At 63.1% G+C, this 17,965-nt stretch carries 15 protein-coding genes; 7 read left to right on the top strand and 8 right to left on the bottom strand.

The window, feature by feature from the left end; genetic code table 11:
* Positions 1–191: 191 nt before the first annotated feature.
* A complete protein-coding gene (locus K7431_RS05690) occupies positions 192–827 on the bottom strand; it encodes a C40 family peptidase (protein ID WP_015886342.1) in 636 nt (211 codons plus the stop codon).
* Between the two features lie 268 nt (positions 828–1,095).
* Between K7431_RS05690 and K7431_RS05685 the strand changes: the two genes are divergently transcribed.
* The gene (locus K7431_RS05685; RefSeq protein WP_163825880.1) at positions 1,096–1,506 is read left to right on the top strand and encodes an NINE protein; all 411 of its coding nucleotides are present in this window, start codon (positions 1,096–1,098) and stop codon (positions 1,504–1,506) included.
* Positions 1,507–1,591: 85 nt separating this feature from the next.
* Here the strand turns inward: K7431_RS05685 and K7431_RS05680 are convergent, their stop codons facing one another.
* The 7 genes from K7431_RS05680 to gshB form a co-directional block, all read right to left on the bottom strand.
* Positions 1,592–2,863 carry a dihydroorotase gene (locus K7431_RS05680; protein WP_015886340.1) on the bottom strand — a complete coding sequence of 424 codons (1,272 nt, stop codon included), beginning with the start codon at positions 2,861–2,863 and terminating at the stop codon, positions 1,592–1,594.
* Complete coding sequence (locus tag K7431_RS05675; protein WP_015886339.1) at positions 2,860–3,864, bottom strand: aspartate carbamoyltransferase catalytic subunit; 1,005 nt, start codon at positions 3,862–3,864, stop codon at positions 2,860–2,862. Before K7431_RS05675 ends, K7431_RS05680 begins: the two co-directional genes overlap by 4 nt.
* 24 nt (positions 3,865–3,888) lie before the next feature.
* Complete coding sequence (gene pyrR, locus K7431_RS05670; protein ID WP_015886338.1) at positions 3,889–4,395, bottom strand: bifunctional pyr operon transcriptional regulator/uracil phosphoribosyltransferase PyrR; 507 nt, start codon at positions 4,393–4,395, stop codon at positions 3,889–3,891.
* 73 nt (positions 4,396–4,468) lie between these two features.
* On the bottom strand, positions 4,469–4,906 hold the full coding sequence (gene ruvX, locus K7431_RS05665; RefSeq protein WP_003176676.1) for a Holliday junction resolvase RuvX: 438 nt from the start codon (positions 4,904–4,906) through the stop codon (positions 4,469–4,471).
* On the bottom strand, positions 4,906–5,475 hold the full coding sequence (locus K7431_RS05660; RefSeq protein WP_015886337.1) for a YqgE/AlgH family protein: 570 nt from the start codon (positions 5,473–5,475) through the stop codon (positions 4,906–4,908). The genes ruvX and K7431_RS05660 overlap by 1 nt, the downstream gene beginning before the upstream one ends.
* 182 nt (positions 5,476–5,657) lie before the next feature.
* The gene (locus K7431_RS05655) at positions 5,658–6,563 is read right to left on the bottom strand and encodes an energy transducer TonB (protein ID WP_015886336.1); all 906 of its coding nucleotides are present in this window, start codon (positions 6,561–6,563) and stop codon (positions 5,658–5,660) included.
* A 77-nt stretch (positions 6,564–6,640) separates the two neighbouring features.
* Positions 6,641–7,594 (bottom strand): glutathione synthase, encoded by a 954-nt coding sequence (gene gshB, locus K7431_RS05650; RefSeq protein ID WP_005792255.1) that lies wholly within the window; start codon positions 7,592–7,594, stop codon positions 6,641–6,643.
* Positions 7,595–7,833: 239 nt separating this feature from the next.
* Here gshB and pilG point away from each other — a divergent pair, with 239 nt between their 5' ends.
* From pilG to K7431_RS05620, 6 genes are all read left to right on the top strand, one after another.
* Entirely contained in the window at positions 7,834–8,241 is a 408-nt protein-coding gene (gene pilG, locus K7431_RS05645) for a twitching motility response regulator PilG (protein WP_003176671.1), read from the top strand.
* Between the two features lie 46 nt (positions 8,242–8,287).
* Positions 8,288–8,653: a twitching motility response regulator PilH gene (pilH, locus tag K7431_RS05640; protein WP_014720320.1), complete on the top strand. Its 366-nt coding sequence runs from the start codon at positions 8,288–8,290 to the stop codon at positions 8,651–8,653.
* A gap of 12 nt (positions 8,654–8,665) precedes the next feature.
* Positions 8,666–9,190 (top strand): chemotaxis protein CheW, encoded by a 525-nt coding sequence (locus K7431_RS05635; protein WP_015886335.1) that lies wholly within the window; start codon positions 8,666–8,668, stop codon positions 9,188–9,190.
* Complete coding sequence (locus tag K7431_RS05630) at positions 9,187–11,238, top strand: methyl-accepting chemotaxis protein (protein WP_015886334.1); 2,052 nt, start codon at positions 9,187–9,189, stop codon at positions 11,236–11,238. Before K7431_RS05635 ends, K7431_RS05630 begins: the two co-directional genes overlap by 4 nt.
* Positions 11,239–11,343: 105 nt before the next feature.
* Positions 11,344–17,163, top strand: a complete 5,820-nt coding sequence (locus K7431_RS05625) for an Hpt domain-containing protein (RefSeq protein ID WP_015886333.1) — start codon at positions 11,344–11,346, stop codon at positions 17,161–17,163.
* Positions 17,156–17,611, top strand: coding sequence for a chemotaxis protein CheW (locus tag K7431_RS05620; protein WP_015886332.1), 456 nt, complete (start codon positions 17,156–17,158; stop codon positions 17,609–17,611). The genes K7431_RS05625 and K7431_RS05620 overlap by 8 nt, the downstream gene beginning before the upstream one ends.
* The last annotated feature ends 354 nt before the right edge of the window (positions 17,612–17,965 follow it).

Raw genomic sequence — 17,965 nt, 5'->3', positions numbered from 1 at the left:
AGCGGGCTTGTTGTGGTGAGCGGGCTTGCCCCGCGCTGGGTGGCGAAGCCGCCCCAAAAACCAGGCGACGAGTTGTATCTGCGGAAATTCGGTGGCCTCATTGGGGCCGCTGCGCGCCCCAGCGCGGGGCAAGCCCGCTCACCACAGAAGCCCGCTCACTACAACAAGCCGCCTATAGCTTTGCGGCAGGCTTAGCGCTGGACGACCCGCAGATTGTTCTGCTCTTTCGGCAGCACCCGCTTGGCGATCACGTAGTTCTTGTCCCAGAACGGCTTCTTCAGCGTGTCGATGCTGACCGCCTTGCCACGGCGCGGTGCGTGGATGAAACGGTCGTTGCCCAGGTAGATGGCAACGTGGTTCACCTGGCGGCTCTTCAGTTTGAAGAACAGCAGGTCACCCGGTTTCAGGTCCTTGCGGTCAACCTTCTGCCCGTGGCCGGCGGCCATGGCGTTGGAGGTGCGCGGCAAATCCACGGCCGCTACGTCGTTAAACGCATATTTCACCAAACCACTGCAGTCGAACCCTTTACTTGGGCTGCTGCCGCCCCAACGATAAGGAGTACCGAGCACGTTCACGGCGCGGCTGAGGACGGTGCTGCTCTGTTTGGTGTTGACTGCCATCAGGGCCTGGTTTGCTTTACCGTGGGCCTTGCTCAGTTGAGTCGGGCGGTTGACGGTCAGCTTTACCGATTTGGCCGTGCTAGGTGTGCTGTGAACTTTAGGGGTGAAACCGTTAACGTTAGGAAGTCGTTGCTCACGATTGGTGGCGTGGGCGGCCAGTGGCATTAATAGGCAAATGGTTAGCCATGTCTTGAAAAATGGTCGCATTAGGCGTGGCTCTTATGGGTTTGCGCGCAACTTTATAACAGCTTTTTGTGTCGTCCTCAGGCCGTTTGTCGACTGAACCTTGACGTCAAAATCAGGAAAAACGCGACGATTCGCCGCAATTGTCCTACACAAGTCAGGTGGCATAAGGCTTTCAGGGCAGGGAAGATACCATTTGCCGTACGTCGGGCGCCTGTAAAAAAGTCACAAAGAAAGTGAAAAAATTTATCTATCGAGGCAAAAGAGGTACGCGATGAACACCTATCAGCAGATTGGTTCGCAGCAAGACACCCACAGCAAGGTGATCGGTTACCTGCTGTGGATTTTTGGTTTTACTGGGGCGCACCGCTTCTATTACGGTAAACCGGTGACCGGCACGATCTGGTTTTTCACCTTTGGCTTGCTGGGTATAGGCTGGCTGATCGACCTGTTCCTGATCCCGGCCATGGACCGTGAAGCGGACCTGCGTTTTACCGCCGGGCCGATCGAATACAACGTGGCCTGGGTGCTGTTGGCGTTTCTCGGGGTGTTTGGCGTGCACCGCATGTACCAAGGCAAATGGATCACCGGCCTGATCTACCTGCTGACCGGCGGTTTGTTCCTGGTGGGGGTGTTGTATGACTTCTGGACGTTGAATACACAGATATCGATCCGCAATGCCGAGCGCAACAGCGGCCGCTGATCTTTAACTTCTGGTGGAGATCAACATGTGGGAGGGGGCAAGCCCCCTCCCACATTGATCATGCCCACATTAGATGTGGGATTTTTCAGGCCTGGTAGCTGATCCGCCCATCCACCAAGGTGTAGCGCACCGTCGCCGGCAGGCTATGGCCGATGAACGGGCAGTTTTCACCTTTGGACAGCCAGTGCTCCCCGGCAACCGTGGAGCGGGCCGGGTCAAACAGCACCAAGTCCGCCGCCGAACCCACCGCCAACTTACCCGCCGGCAGGCGCAATGCCTCAGCCGGGCCTGCGCTGAGGCGTGCCAGCAGTGTCGGCAAGTCCAGCAATCCATCCTCCACCAGTGTCATCGCCAGCGGCAGCAACAGTTCGACACTGCTGATGCCCGGCTCTGTCGCGCCAAACGGTGCCAGCTTGGCATCCCGCTCATGGGGCTGGTGATGGCTGGAAATCGCCGAGACCACACCGGACTTGACCGCCGCACGCAAACCTTCGCGGTCGGCCAGGGTGCGCAGCGGCGGTTGCACGTGGTACAGGCTGGAGAAGTCGATCAGCGCCTCATCCGTCAGGATCAACTGATACAACGCCACATCCGCCGTGACCGGCAGTCCGCGAGCCTGTGCCTGGGCGATAAGGGCGACGCCTCGGGCGCTGGTCAACTGGCTGAAGTGCGCACGCACACCGCTTTGTTCCACCAGCAGCAGGTCACGGGCCAGGGCCACGGTTTCGGCGGTTTCCGGAATGCCCGGCAGGCCGAGGAAGCTGGCCACGGCGCCTTCATGGGCCAGGCCGCCTTCAGCCAAGTCGCGGTCCTGGGAGTGGAAGATCACCGTCAGGTCGAAGGTGGCTGCGTATTCCAGGGCGCGTAACAGCGTCCGGGTGCTGCGAAAGCTTTCCAGGCCGTTGCCGAAGGCCACGCAACCGGCGTCACGCAGGGCGATCAGCTCGGCGAGTTGTTCGCCTTCCAGGCCTTTGCTCAGGGCGCCGATAGGGAACACTTTGCAATTGCCGGCCTCACGGGCGCGGTCGAGGATCAGCTCGGTCACCGCCGAGGTGTCCAGCACCGGCTTGGTGTGCGGCGGGCAGCACAGGCTGGTCACGCCACCGGCCGCAGCGGCGCGGGTTTCGCTGATGATGTTGCCCTTGCGGCTGTAGCCTGGCTCGCGCAGGGCGACGTTCAGGTCGACCAGGCCAGGCGCGGCCACCAGGCCTTTGGCGTCGAGGGTCTCGCTGGCGCTGAAGCCTGCGGGCGCGGCGCCGATGGCGATGATCTTGCCGGCTTCCAGATGAAGGTCGGTGATGTGATCCAGGCCACTGGCCGGATCGATGACGCGGGCGCCGAGGATGCTGAGCTTCACTGGGCGTTCTCCTGCTCGAATTGACGTTGCGCGGTTTGCCCGCTCATGGCCATGGACAACACCGCCATGCGCACGGCGATGCCGTAGGTCACCTGGTTGAGGATCACCGACTGGTTACCGTCGGCCACCGCCGACTCAATCTCCACGCCACGGTTGATCGGGCCAGGGTGCATCACGATGGCATCCGGCTTGGCGCCGGCCAGGCGTGCAGTGGTCAGGCCAAACAGGCGGTAGAACTCGCCTTCGCTCGGCAGCAGGCCACCGGACATCCGTTCGCGTTGCAGGCGCAGCATGATCACCACATCCACATCCTTGAGGCCTTCGGCCATGTCGGTGTAGACCTTCACGCCGTACTGCTCGATACCGATCGGCAGCAGGGTTTTCGGCGCGATCACGCGGATGTCCGGGCAACCCAGGGTTTTCAGGGCCAGCATGTTCGAGCGTGCCACCCGCGAGTGCAGGATGTCGCCGACGATGGCTACCGAGAGGTTTTCAAAGCTGCCTTTGTGCCGACGGATAGTGAGCATGTCGAGCATGCCCTGGGTCGGGTGGGCGTGACGGCCGTCGCCGCCGTTGATGATCGCTACCTGCGGGCACACGTGCTCGGCGATGAAGTGCGCGGCGCCGGAGTCGCCGTGGCGTACCACGAACATGTCGGCGGCCATGGCTTCCAGGTTGCGCAGGGTGTCGAGCAGGGTTTCGCCCTTGCTCGCCGACGAGGTGGACACGTTCAGCGTGATCACGTCGGCCGACAGTCGCTGGGCCGCCAGTTCAAAGGTGGTGCGGGTGCGGGTGGAGTTCTCGAAGAACACGTTGCAGATGGTCTTGCCGCGCAACAGCGGGACCTTCTTCACCGCGCGGCCACCGACTTCGAGGAACGAGTCGGCGGTGTCGAGGATTTCAGTCAGCAGTTCGCGGGGCAAACCGTCGAGGGACAAGAAGTGTTGCAACTGACCCTGAGCATTGAGCTGCAGCGGGCGCTTGGCATCTAGAGGCGTCATCGCGGGGACTCTTTACAAGGCGGTTTAAAGGGCGAGGTCTTGCAGTTCGAGTTCGAGCGGCGTGGGACCGGACAATTTTACCCGTTGGTGGGCTTGCAGCGACAGGGTGGCGCCGACCACATCCGGGCTGATCGGCAACTCACCGGCGTCCAGGTCCAGCAGGCACACCAGCGTCACGCTGGCCGGGCGGCCATAGTCGAACAATTCGTTCATGGCGGCGCGGATGGTGCGACCGCTCATCAGCACGTCGTCGATCAGCACCAGGTGCTGGCCTTCGATTTCGAAAGGCAGCGCCGACGGACGCACTTGCGGGTGCAGGCCGTTCTGGCTGAAGTCGTCGCGGTAGAAGGACACATCCAGGGTGCCGAGGGGCGAGTCGCTGCCCAGCGCTTCCAGCAACGCCTGGGCCACCCACACACCACCGGTGCGAATGCCAATGAAACGTGGCTCGCTGATGGCACGGTGTTGCAGATGGGCCGTGAGGTTTTTGGCCATTTGGCTGATCAGTTCGGCGGGGTTCGGCAAGCTCATGCAGGCTCCTTCAGGACCTTGGCGCAGGCAAGGTCCGGGCTCAAACGTAAAAAGACGCGGCAAGCCGCGTCAGTCAGGATTCAAATAAAGCGGTGTTTTCGTCCAGCCAACCCTGCAACAGCAGCGCGGCGGCGATGGCGTCCACGGGGTTGTCGCGGTAGCTGCCCTTCTGGCCTCCACGGTCGCGGCGCTCACCCTTGGCTTCGAAGGTGGTCAGGCGTTCGTCGTGGGTATAGAAGGGGATGTTGTAGCGGCCATTGAGGCGTCGGGCGAATTTTTCCGCGCGCAGGCACATGTCGCTGGGCGTGCCATCCATGTTCAAGGGCAGGCCGACCACCACGGCGTCGGGCTTCCACTCTTTAATGAGGGCCTCGACCTGGTTCCAGTCCGGTATGCCGTTCTGGGCTTTCAAGGTGCACAGTTCGCGAGCCTGGCCGGTGATGACCTGGCCGACGGCTACGCCGATCTGCTTGGTGCCGTAGTCAAAACCGAGGATTAAGCGCAAAGCCATCAGGCGTGCCCCGCCTGGCTGGTCAGCAGGTTGAGGTTGACGCGCAGTTTGGCCGCGGCTGCCTCCAAGCGCAGTTCGCTGGGGGTGTTGAACAGGATTTCGGCGTCAAAGGGGCAGGTCAGCCACGCGTTGCTGGCCAGCTCGGCTTCCAGTTGGCCGGCTTCCCAACCCGCGTAGCCGAGGGTGATCACGCTTTGCTCAGGGCCCACGCCGTCCGCGATGGCGAATAGCACGTCCTGTGAAGTGGACAGCGACACGCCTTCCAGGTCGACCGTGGCCTGGAACTTCGGCCCGGTGGGGTGCAGCACAAAGCCGCGATCGGTCTGCACCGGCCCGCCGATGTAGATCGGCACGCCCTGGCAGCGGGCTGGAGGGTCGACCTCCGGGCGCAGTTGCTCAAGGATATCCGCCAGGTTCAGCTCTTGCGGGCGGTTGATGACCAACCCCATGGCACCTTTGGCGGTGTGCTCGACGATGTAGGTCAAGGTCTGCGCAAAGTTCGGGTCGGCCATATGGGGCATGGCGATCAGGAATTGGTGCTTGAGGTAGGTCGGGCTGACATTTTTCATGTCCGCTAGTGTGGCGGTGGAGGGGCGAACTGACAAGCCTGATCATCTGTAGACACGAGGCTGTGGCGAGGGAGCTTGCTCCCGCTGGACTGCGCAGCAGTCCCATTTTTTGGGGCCGCTGCGCGGCCCAGCGGGAGCAAGCTTCCTCGCCACAACAAGCCAGCTTCTACAGGGACCCCGGGTCAGTTGCTGGACAGGCGGTCGCCCTTGGCGAACTTCCAGGTGCGGATGATTTCAAGGCGGTCGACGTCGTTCAAGTCGCCGCTGAACGGGGCAAAGGGCGCGGCCAGGCGCACGATGCGCTGGGCGGCCTGGTCCAGCAGCGGCTGGCCGGACGATTCCAGCACCTGGACTTCATATAACGTGCCGTCGCGGTTGATCGACACCAGTAAGCGCAAATTGCCATAAATCTGCTGGCGTCGCGCTTCATCCGGGTAGTTGAGGTTTCCGATACGCTCGACCTTCTTGCGCCACTCGTCCTTATACCAGGCGCCTTTGTCGCGCATGGTCGAGGCGGCGTTCAGCCGGTAGATGCGCGGGCGCTTGGCGTACAGCTGCTGTTCGTTGGCCAGCTCGGCTTCCAGGCTGGAAATCTCGTCGGAGAGTGTCGAACTGTCGAAAGTCGGCGCGGGCTTCACGGGCTCGGGCGTCGGTTCGGTCTTGGTTTTTTCGCGCTGGGTCGGGGCTTTTTGCGGTTTGGGCGCGACGGTGGTCACCGCAGCCTTGGGCGCGGCCTGCTTCACCTCGGGCTTGGGCGCCGGCGGCGGGGTGACTTTATTCACCTTGTTGTCCTGGAACGGCGCCACTTCAGTGGTCTTGGGCACGGCCTTCTTGTCGAGGGTGCCGCTGCCCTGCTGGTTGTCCTGGGCGAGAAAGTCAGCCTTCTCGGGCTTCTTTTCACTCTTGAACGTGGCGAGGGTGATTTCCAGGGTTTTGCTGATTTGCTTGGGTTCGACCAGGGTGAACCCCACGCCGAGGATCAGGGCCAGGTGAATCAGTGCAGCGAGGAACAGGGTAAATCCGAGCCGATCAGCCGGGCGCACGCCGCTATGGGAGAGTTCGGGGGGCAGTTCGGACGGGAGCGTCATGACAAAAAAACCAACATCGCGCGTTTCACAGGTGGCGCATGATAACGCAATGTTGGTGTGTGTCCGGCTGTTCTATGTCACTTGGCTTGTAGCTTGCGCTCAATGGCAGCCATCAACATTTCGCCGATGTTCGTGCCAAATGCGTTGTCGATCTCGCGAATGCAGGTGGGGCTGGTGACGTTGATTTCAGTCAGGTTCTCGCCGATCACGTCCAGGCCGACAAACAGCAAGCCCTTTTCACGCAGGGTCGGGCCAACCTGGGCGGCAATCCAACGGTCCTTGTCCGACAGAGGGCGTGCTTCACCACGACCGCCGGCTGCCAGGTTACCGCGGGTCTCGCCAGCCGCCGGGATGCGCGCCAGGCAGTAGTCCACCGGCTCGCCGTCGATCATCAGGATGCGCTTGTCGCCGTCCTTGATCGCCGGCAGGTAGGCCTGGCCCATGATTTGCTGGGTGCCCAGGGCGGTCAGGGTCTCCAGGATCACCGACAGGTTCGGGTCGCCCGCGCGGTGACGGAAGATCGAGGTGCCGCCCATGCCGTCCAACGGCTTGAGGATCACATCGCCGTGCTTGGCAGCGAATTCACGCAGCACGTCGGCGCGGCGGCTGACCACGGTGGGCGGGGTGCACTGCGGGAAAAGGGTGGCGAACAGCTTTTCATTGCAGTCGCGCAGGCTCTGCGGCTTGTTGACGATCAGCACGCCGGCGCGCTCGGCCTGCTCCAGCAGGTAGGTGGAGTAGACGAATTCCATGTCAAACGGCGGGTCCTTGCGCATCAGGATCACGTCCAGATCGCTCAGCGGGCTGTCGATTTCGTCCGACAGCTCGAACCACTTCTCAGGGTTGGCAAACACCTGCAGCGGACGCATGCGTGCGCGGGCCTCGCCGTCACCCTGGTAAAGATCGCGCTGCTCCATATAGAACAACGTCCAGCCGCGGGCCTGGGCGGCCAGGAGCATGGCCAGCGAGCTGTCCTTTTTATAGGAGATGCTGGCGATAGGGTCCATGACAATGCCGACGCGAACGCTCATGGGGGATTTCCTCTAGCAAATTAGGGCGCATAAAAGTGGCGTCAGAGTGGCGCTGTGGCTGTTGTGGGTCAAGGAAAAACCACCTGGCCGGTTGCTCGATAGATTGCGCCCGGAGACTGTGCTAAAAAGACTGCCACGGCGCAGCAGCCCTTGAATTCCAAGGCTTGCGGCGCTCATCCTGTGCAACATCAGGCAGTACACACCGAAAACCGATTCGCTGTGGCGATGGCAGAGCAGATATGGAACAGCATTCCAACGCCTTGAGAGTGATGGTGATCGACGACTCAAAGACGATCCGCCGTACCGCTGAAACCTTGTTGAAGAACGTGGGGTGCGATGTCATCACGGCCATCGACGGTTTCGATGCCCTGGCCCGGATTGTCGATCATCACCCGCACATCATCTTTGTCGACATCATGATGCCGCGCCTGGATGGTTATCAGACCTGCGCCCTGGTGAAGAACAACCCGGCGTTCAAGTCGATCCCGGTGATCATGCTGTCCTCCAAGGACGGCCTGTTCGACAAGGCCAAGGGGCGCATCGTCGGCGTCGATCAGTTTTTGACCAAGCCTTTCAGCAAGGAAGAACTGCTGAGTGCGATCAAGGCCTACGTGCCCGGCTTCGCCGCAGTAGAACAAGCACACTGACGTCGCCTCACGAGGGTCGGCGCGAACTTATGTAGCGGGGAAAACCATGGCACGTGTTCTGATCGTCGACGATTCGCCGACCGAAATGTACAAACTGACCGGCATGCTGGAAAAGCATGGCCATCAGGTTCTCAAGGCCGAAAACGGTGCGGACGGCGTGGCCCTGGCCCGCCAGGAAAAACCCGACGCCGTGCTGATGGACATCGTGATGCCGGGCCTCAATGGCTTCCAGGCCACCCGCCAACTGTCCAAGGAGCCGGAAACCAACGGCATCCCGATCATCATCATCACCACCAAAGACCAGGAAACCGACAAGATCTGGGGTGCGCGCCAGGGCGCCAAGGATTACCTGACCAAGCCGGTGGATGAAGAAACCCTGATCGCCACCCTGAACAAGGTGTTGGCCGGCTGACGGTTCGCCATCATGACCGAGTCGCAAACCGCCTTCGAGCTGCTGTTGGACATCGACCGGCGCTGCCGCCTGCTGGCCGCCGACCTGCCGTCCCAGGAAGCCCGCTTGCAACGTTGGAGCGGAATCGGTTTTCGCCTGGGGCCGCACTGGTATGTGGCACCCATGGGCGAAGTTGCCGAAGTCCTGCATGAACCGCGCTGCACGCTGATGCCCGGGGTCAAGGCCTGGGTCAAGGGCGTGGCTAACCTGCGTGGACGCCTGTTGCCGGTGATGGACCTGGGTGGGTTTCTCGGGCTTGAACTGTCCAAGGCGCGCAAACAGCGGCGCGTATTGGTGGTGGAATTCAACGACTTGTTTGTCGGGCTGCTGGTGGACGAGGTGGTGGGGATGCAGCATTTCGCACAAGACGCACTGCTGGCGAGCGCCGCGCCCGGTGTTCCGTTTATCCAGGGCCAGTTCGAGGGCGACCAGCAGTGGCAGGTCTTCAGCCCCTTCGCCCTGGCCCAGGCACCAGGCTTCATGGATGTTGCCGCATGACCACCGCCACCACGCCAAAACCCCAGGCCGGCTCGCGCAGCCGCTCGCAGATCATCGTGCTGTTCATCGCACTGATCGTGTTCATCATGTTGCTGTTCGCCAACTTTGCGTACCTCAACACCCAGTCCACCTATGACAAACAGTACATCGGCCACGCCGGTGAGCTGCGCGTGCTGTCCCAGCGCATCGCCAAGAACGCCACCGAAGCCGCCGCCGGCAAGGCCGCCGCGTTCAAGCTGCTGGGCGATGCGCGCAACGACTTCGCCCAGCGCTGGGGCTACCTGAAAAAAGGTGACCCGGAAACCGGCCTGCCTGCCGCGCCCAACGCCGTGCGCGCCGAAATGCGCGCGGTGCAGACCGACTGGGAAGCGCTGCTGAAAAACACAGACGCCATCCTCGCCAGCGAACAGACCGTGTTGTCCTTGCATCAGGTCGCCGCGACGTTGGCCGAAACCGTGCCGCAGTTGCAGATGGAGTCGGAAAAGGTCGTCGATATCCTCCTGCAGCGTGGCGCCCCGGCCAGCCAGGTGGCCTTGGCCCAGCGCCAGTCACTGTTGGCCGAACGGATCCTTGGCGCGGTAAACACCGTACTGGCCGGCGACGAAACCGCCGTGCAGGCCGCCGACGCCTTTGGCCGTGACGCCAACCGCTTCGGCCAGGTGCTCAACGGCATGCTCCAGGGCAACCCCGGCCTGCGCATCACCCAGGTCGAAGACCGCGACGCCCGTGCGCGGCTGGCGGAAATCGCCGAGCTGTTCGAATTTGTCTCCGGCTCCGTGGATGAAATCCTCGAGACCTCGCCGCAACTGTTCCAGGTCCGCGCCTCGGCGAGCAATATCTTCAACCTGTCGCAAACCCTGCTCGATGAAGCCTCGCACCTGGCCACCGGTTTTGAAAACCTGGCCAGCGGGCGCAGTTTCGACACTATCGGCGGTTATGTGCTGGGGCTGTTGGCGCTGACCTCGATCATCCTGATCGGCCTGGTGATGGTGCGCGAGACCAACCGCCAGTTGCATGAAACCGCCGAGAAGAACGAACGCAACCAGAACGCGATCATGCGCCTGCTGGATGAAATCGAAGACCTGGCCGACGGCGACCTCACCGTGACGGCCTCGGTGACCGAAGACTTCACCGGCACCATCGCCGACTCCATCAACTACTCCGTCGATCAACTGCGCGACCTGGTCGCCACCATCAACCTCACCGCCGGGCAAGTCGCCGGTGCGGTGCAGGACACCCAGGCCACCGCGATGCACCTGGCCCAGGCGTCGGAGCACCAGGCCCAGCAGATCGCCGAAGCGTCCACGGCGATCAACCAGATGGCCCAGTCCATCGACCAGGTGTCGGCCAACGCCGCCGAGTCCTCGGCGGTGGCGGAGCGCTCGGTGGAGATCGCCAACAAGGGTAACGAGGTGGTGCACAACACCATCCACGGCATGGACAACATTCGCGAACAGATCCAGGACACCGCCAAGCGCATCAAGCGTCTGGGTGAGTCGTCCCAGGAGATTGGCGACATCGTCAGCCTGATCGACGACATTGCTGACCAGACCAACATCCTCGCCCTCAACGCCGCGATCCAGGCGAGCATGGCCGGTGACGCCGGGCGCGGCTTTGCGGTGGTGGCCGATGAAGTGCAACGGCTGGCCGAGCGCTCGTCGGCGGCCACCCGGCAGATCGAAACCCTGGTGCGGGCGATCCAGGCTGACACCAACGAAGCGGTGATCTCCATGGAGCAGACCACCACCGAAGTGGTGCGCGGCGCGCGGCTGGCCCAGGACGCCGGGGTGGCGCTGGAAGAGATCGAAGGCGTGTCGAAAACCCTGGCGGCGCTGATCCAGAGTATTTCCAACGCGGCGCAGCAACAGACCTCGTCGGCGGGGCAGATCTCCCTGACCATGAACGTGATTCAGCAGATCACTACCCAGACCTCGTCGGGCTCCACGGCCACCGCCGAAAGCATCGGCAACCTGGCGAAAATGGCCAGCCAGCTGCGCCGGTCGGTGTCGGGGTTTACCTTGCCGCCACCCAAACAGGTCGATGATTGAAATGCAGTACCAATGTGGGAGGGGGCAAGCCCGTCCCAAATTTGATCTCTATCTGTCTTGAGATCTCGCACCACCAGCAACCCACGAATTCTAAGCGGAGCAGTTATGGTTGATCGGCACGACTACGTGGCCCTCGAATGGGTCAAGGGCGACATTGCCGAAACCCTGCAACAGGCCCGGTCGGCGCTGGATGCGTACGTCGAAACCACTGACGGCGACGCGATCAGCGAATGCCTGGCCGGCATCCATCAGGTGCATGGTGCGCTGCAAATGGTCGAGTTCTACGGCGCGGCCCTGCTGGCCGAGGAAATCGAAGCGCTGGCCCTGGCTCTGCAAGCCGGCCATGTGAGCCAGCGCGACGAAAGCATCCGCCTGCTGCAACAGGCCCTCAACCAATTGCCGCTCTACCTGGACCGCGTGCACAGCGCCCGCCGCGACCTGCCGCTGGTGGTATTGCCGCTGCTCAACGACTTGCGCAGCGCCCGCGGCGAAAGCCTGCTGTCGGAGACCAGCCTGTTCAGCCCGCAACTGCTCACCATCGCGCCGCTGCCCGATGAAGCCCTGGCGCAACGCGCGGTGCCCGACCTGAAAGAGCAACTGCGCCAGTGGCATCAGCTGCTGCAACAGGCCCTGGCCGGGCTGCTGCGCGAAGACCACGGCCCCAGCAACCTGGAGGACATGGCGCGGGTGTTCGCGCGTCTCGAAACCTTGTGCCAGGGCGCGCCGTTGTTGCCGCTGTGGCAAGTCACTTCGGCGCTGGTCGAAGGCATGCTCATCGGCGTGATCGCCAACAGCCCAGCGCTGCGCAGTTTGCTCAAGGCCAGTGACAAACAGCTCAAGCGCCTGCTCGCCCAAGGCATCGGCGGCATCAACCAGCCGGCGCCAGATGAGTTGCTCAAGAGCTTGCTGTTTTATGTGGCCAAGGTCACCCGGCCGACACCGCGCATGCAAAGCCTCAAGGAACGCTACGGCCTGGATGAAGCGTTGCCGGACAGCACGGTGGTCGATGCCGAACGCGCACGCCTGGCCGGGCCGGACCGCAACGCCATGGGCTCGGTGCTGGGTGCATTGTGTGAAGAGTTGGTGCGGGTAAAAGAACGCCTCGACCTGTTCGTACGCAGCGACCGTCAGCACACCAGCGACCTCGACGCGCTGCTCGCGCCACTGCGGCAGATCGCCGACACCTTGGCGGTGCTGGGCTTCGGCCAGCCGCGTAAAGTCATCATCGACCAGCTTGCCGTGGTGCTGAGCCTGGCCCAGGGCCAACGCGAGCCCAACGATGCCGTGCTGATGGACGTTGCCGGCGCCTTGCTCTATGTCGAAGCCACACTGGCCGGCATGGCCGGCACCGTGGAGCCGGAAAGCCGCGAAGAAAGCCGCCTGCCCACCACCGACCAGACCCAGATCCACCAATTGGTGATCCGTGAATCCTGCCAGTGCCTCAAGCAAGCCAAGGAACTGGTGATCGATTGCATCGAAGCCGACTGGGACCGCCAGCGCCTTGAGTCCCTGCCGGAACTGCTGAGCCAGGTGCGCGGTGCCCTGGCCATGATCCCTTTACCCCGCGCGGCGAGCCTGATGCGCGGTTGCACGGACTACGTCGATGAACAGTTGATGGGCAACGACGCGCCGCCGACCGAGCGGCAACTGGCGCATTTTGCCGACGTGATCAGCAGCCTGGAGTACTACCTCGAACGGATGCTCCAAGACCCCGATGCCGCAGGTGAACGGGTGCTGGAGCTGGCCACCCAAGGCCTGGCGGCGCTGGGTTACCTGCCTGCCGAGAAACCCTGGCGCCAAGCCCTGGTTGCACCGGATGGAGCGCTGGCGGTGGAGGTCGCGCCGAGCCAGTCGCAGTTCGACGCGCTGGCCAGCCCCACGTCGCGCCTGAACCCGCCGGCCCTGCAACGCCCCGGTAGCCTGCTGCCGCCACCGGCCGACGAAGAGCCCATCGACGATGAACTGCGCGAGGTCTTCCTCGAGGAAACCGACGAAGTCCTCGACGTGCTGCACCGTTACCTGCCCAACAGCGCGGACAAAACCGCCCAGGGCGAAATGCGCCGTGCTTTCCACACCCTCAAGGGCAGCGGCCGCATGGTCCGCGCACTGGTCCTGGCCGAGCTGGCCTGGGCTGTGGAAAACCTGCTCAATCGCGTACTGGAACGCAGCGTAGCCCTGAGCCCCGAGGTACAACAGGTGCTGGATGAAGCGGTGGCCTTGCTGCCGGAGTTGATCGCGGACTTCGCCACCGACGACCAGCGCCAGCGCGATGAAGTCGACGCCCTGGCCGCCCGCGCCCACGCCTTGGCCAGCGGTACGCCGCAGCCGTCTGCCGAACCCCATGACCCGATGCTGCTGGAGATCTTCCGCAACGAAGTCCAAAGCCATCTGGACAGCCTCAATCACTTCCTGCAACAGGCCGCCGAGCATGTACCGCTGCACGTCAGCGATGAACTGCAACGCGCCCTGCACACGCTCAAAGGCAGCGCCTACATGGCCGGCGTGCTGCCCATCGCCGAACTGGCGCGCCCGCTGGACCACCTCACCCGCGAATACAAGGCACACCGCCTGCCGCTGGACTTGGACGAAGTGGAGTTGCTGCTCGAAGCCGAGAGCCTGTTCCAGCGCGGGCTGCGTGATCTGGACAGCGACCCGTTGGCGCCGATCAAAGGCGCAGAGGACCTGATCAACCGCACCCAACGCCTGCTGGATCAGCAGCTTGAAGCATTGCTCGACGCCCCGAATACCGGCCTGCGTATCAAGCGCGACCCGCAACTGATCGCCAACTTCCTGGCCCAGGGCATGGACATTCTGCTCGACGCCGAAAGCCTGCTGCGCCGCTGGCAACAGCATCCCGGCGAACGCCAGGAACTCACCGCGCTGCTGGACGAACTGACCACCCTGGGGGAGGGCGCGCACGTCGCCGACCTGCACGCCATCGACGCACTCTGCGAAGCGCTGCTCGACCTCTATGGCGCGGTGGAGGAGAGCAGCCTGGCGGTGAGCGAGCGGTTTTTCCACGAGGCCGAGCAGGCCCATGAAGCCTTGATCAACATGCTCGACCAATTGGCCGCCGGGCAGGAAATCAGCCCGGCGCCGGCACGGGTACAGGCGTTGCGCGAGTTGCTGGATGAGGCCCTCGACCCGTCGGCCACCGGCCTGATCAAAAGCGACGGCAGCCGCGCCTTGAGCATCTCCGAGCTGGGGGCGGCCACGGCGCAATTGGATCAGCCAACGGCGATGGACGATGAGATCGTCGAGATCTTCCTGGAAGAGGCCGTGGACATCCTCGACAGCGCCGGGCAGTCGCTCAAACGCTGGTTGCTGGAGCCGGATAACGCGGGACCGCTGTCCTCGTTGCAACGTGACCTGCACACCCTCAAGGGCGGCGCGCGCATGGCCGAAATCGGGCCGGTGGGTGACCTGGCCCACGAGCTGGAATGTTTGTATGAAGGGCTGGTGGATCGTCGCTACAGCTACTCTCCCGAGCTGTCGCTGTTACTGATGGCCAGCCATGAGCGGCTGGCCTTGCAGCTTGATGAATTGCAACAGCAACGGCCCCTGAGCGATGCCGGCGAGTTGATCGCCCAATTGCGTGGATTCCGCCAGGGCAGCACACCGACGGCACCGACTGAGGCTGCGCAAGCCTCGGGTGCTGATCCTGAATTGCTGGATATCTTCCTCGAAGAAGCCGCCGACATTCTCGACAGCTCAGGCAGTGCTTTGCTGCGTTGGCAGGCCGAGCCCGGCAGCCGCCAGGAAGTCGAAACCCTGCTGCGCGACCTGCACACCCTCAAGGGCGGCGCGCGCATGGTCGAGATCGGGCCGATCGGCGATCTGGCCCATGAACTGGAGTTTCTCTACGAAGGGCTGTCCGCAGGCCTACTGGCGCCGTCCGCCGAGCTGTTTGCGTTGCTGCAAGGCTGCCACGACCGCCTGGCGCAGATGATCGACGCGGTGGCCGACGGTTTGCCGGTCGGCTCGGTGGACAAGCTCATCGAGCGCATCAAAAGCCTGGTGCACCCCAGCGACGAACCGGTGACACCGGTGGCGTTGCCGACGGGCAAGGCTGAGGCCGTGGTAGACCCGGCCGCCGACATGGTGAAGATCTCTGCCGAGCTGCTCGACGACTTGGTCAACCTGGCCGGTGAAACCTCGATCTTCCGTGGCCGTATCGAGCAGCAAGTCAACGACGCCCGCATTGCCCTGACCGAAGTGGAAACCACGATCGAGCGCATGCGCGACCAACTGCGGCGTCTCGACACCGAGACCCAGGGCCGCATCCTCAGTCGCCAGCAGGCCGAGGCCGAGCGCCTGGGTTATGAAGAATTCGACCCGCTGGAAATGGACCGCCACTCGCAGCTGCAGCAATTGTCCCGCGCGCTGTCCGAGTCCGCTTCCGACCTGCTCGACCTCAAGGACACCCTCGAGCGCCGCAACGAGGACGCGCACGACCTGTTGCAGCAACAGGCGCGCATCAACACCGAGTTGCAGGAAGGCCTGATGCGCACGCGCATGGTGCCGTTCGAACGCATGCTGCCGCGCCTCAAGCGTATCGTGCGCCAGGTGGCGGGTGAGCTGGGCAAGGACGTGGAATTCATCGTCGGCAACGCCGAGGGCGAGATGGACCGCAATGTGCTGGAACGCATGGCGGCACCGCTGGAGCACATGCTGCGCAACGCCGTCGACCATGGCCTGGAGTCCCGCGATGTGCGGCTGTTGGCCGGTAAGCCCGAGAAAGGCCGCATCACCCTGGACCTGACCCACGAAGGCGGCGACATCGTTTTCGACATGCGCGATGACGGCGCAGGTGTACCGCTGGAGGCCGTGCGGCGCAAGGCGATCAAGCGTGGTTTGCTGGGCCCGCATCAAGAGATCAGCGACCGCGACGTGTTGCAGTTCATCCTGCAGCCGGGCTTCTCCACCGCCGAAAAGATCACGCAGATTTCCGGACGCGGCGTGGGCATGGACGTGGTGCATGAGGAAGTGCGTCAGCTTGGCGGCTCGATGGTCATTGATTCGACGCCGGGCGAGGGTGTGCATTTCCGTATTCGCTTGCCGTTTACCGTGTCGGTCAACCGTGCGCTGATGGTGCAATGTGCGGACGACCAGTACGCGATTCCGCTCAACACCATCGAAGGTCTGGTGCGGGTGCTGCCCCATGAGCTGGCGGGCCATTACCAGCAAGACCCGCCGTGTTATGAATACGCCGGTCAGCGCTATGAGCTGTTCTACCTGGGCGACCTGCTGCACACCGTCAGCCGCCCGAAACTGCTGGGCCAGTACCAGCCGGTGCCGGTGCTATTGGTGCAGTGCAACGAGCGGCGCGTGGCCATCCATGTGGACGCCATGGCCGGTACGCGGGAGATTGTGGTCAAGGGCCTGGGCCCGCAGTTTGCCGGGGTGCAGGGCCTGTCGGGCGCGACGATTCTGGGCGACGGGCGCGTAGTGTTGATCATCGATTTGCTCGCGCATATCCGCGCCCGCCAGCCGGCCTTGCCGGCCCAGTCGGTCGATGCGCCGCTGATCCTCAACGACCCCTTGAAAAAACGCCCGTTGCTGGTGCTGGTGGTGGACGACTCCGTCACCGTGCGCAAAGTCACCAGCCGCCTGCTGGAGCGCAACGGCATGAACGTGCTCACCGCCAAAGACGGCATCGACGCCCTCGCTGTGCTCGAAGAACACACCCCGGACCTGATGCTGCTCGACATCGAAATGCCGCGCATGGACGGCTTCGAAGTCGCCACCCAGGTGCGCAACGACCCCCGGCTGATGCGCCTGCCGATTATCATGATCACCTCGCGCACCGGCCAGAAACACCGCGATCGCGCCATGGCCATCGGCGTCAACGACTACCTCGGCAAGCCGTACCAGGAATCGGTGCTGCTCGAAAGCATCGCCTACTGGAGCAAGTCCCATGCTTGACCACCGCACCAGCCAACTCACCGGCCTGCTGCTGCCGCTGGCCGACCGCCACCTGGTGCTGCCCAACGTCGCCATTGCTGAGCTGATCGACTTCCAGCGCGGTGAACCCGCCAGTGATGCGCCGCCGTGGTATTTGCGGCAAGTAACCTGGCGCGATCGGCAGATACCGCTGATCAGCTTTGAAGCGGTGTGCGGTGAAGCCAGCATGACCGGCGAACGCTCGCGAATCGTAGTGTTGAACGCGTTGGGCGGGCGACCGACGTTGAAGTTTATTGCGCTGGTGATTCAGGGGATTCCACGGTCTTACAAGCTCGACAGCGAGTTGAGTTATGTGGACGTGCCGCTGTGCCCGTTGGAGTTGGCGGCGGTGCAGGTAGGGGAGCATGTGGCGAAGGTGCCGGACTTGATGGGGTTGGAAGCGTTGCTGGTCGAATCCGGATTAGCTTGAATCCCCCGCTCCCACACGGGATCGCGCTCATCTCAGATACTCACTCAACCCGCATAAACCGCTGCCTGCAGACCTCGTTTGTGGCGAGGGAGCTTGCTCCCGCTGGGGCGCGAAGCGGCCCCAAAACCTACCGCCGCTTTCTGCCTGTAGAAACGCGGTGTTTGTACTGGGGCTGCTGCGCAGCCCAGCGGGAGCAAGCTCCCTCGCCCCAGGGGGGGTGTTGCTGGGCCTTCGGATTTTTCCTGCAAGATTTTGGGCCGTGCATGAACTTGTCGCGTGCAGCCAGCGCGCCTAGTCTTCGTCCCGTCATCGCAAAAAACGGTGACACGGACGTGCAAGTCCGGTTACATGTCG

The sequence above is a fragment of the Pseudomonas fluorescens group sp. genome, assembly GCF_020093335.1.
GTDB lineage: Bacteria > Pseudomonadota > Gammaproteobacteria > Pseudomonadales > Pseudomonadaceae > Aquipseudomonas > Aquipseudomonas petroselini.
This window is presented reverse-complemented; position numbering and strand designations above follow the sequence as displayed.